Raw genomic sequence first — 329 nt, 5'->3', positions numbered from 1 at the left:
TAGCGGTTTTGCCGTAGGCGTGAGCCACGTTGTGTACGCAGTACTTGAGGATCTGTACTTCGTCTGCCTTGGCAGTCAGGGTGTTGGCGCCAACGCCGATTTCACACTGGCCTGCGGTGCCCACTTCGTGGTGATGCACTTCGATGTTCAGGCCCATGGATTCCATGGCAGAACACATTGCGCCACGCAGATCGTGCAGGCTGTCTACCGGCGGAACCGGGAAGTAGCCGCCTTTCACGCCCGGACGGTGACCGATGTTGCCACCTTCAAAATCTTCATGGGATACCCACGCCGCTTCTTCAGAGTGGATGTTGTACATGGAACCCTGC

General features: G+C 57.4%; 1 pseudogene. It reads right to left on the bottom strand.

Annotation, left to right across the window (positions count from 1 at the left end):
• Positions 1-329 (bottom strand): annotated as a pseudogene (gene glnA / locus A3754_RS07055) (glutamine synthetase); the annotation flags it as partial.

It is taken from the genome of Alcanivorax sp. HI0083, assembly GCF_001635175.1.
The sequence above is the reverse complement of the archived record's forward strand: the minus strand, read 5'-3'. Positions and strand labels throughout refer to the sequence as shown.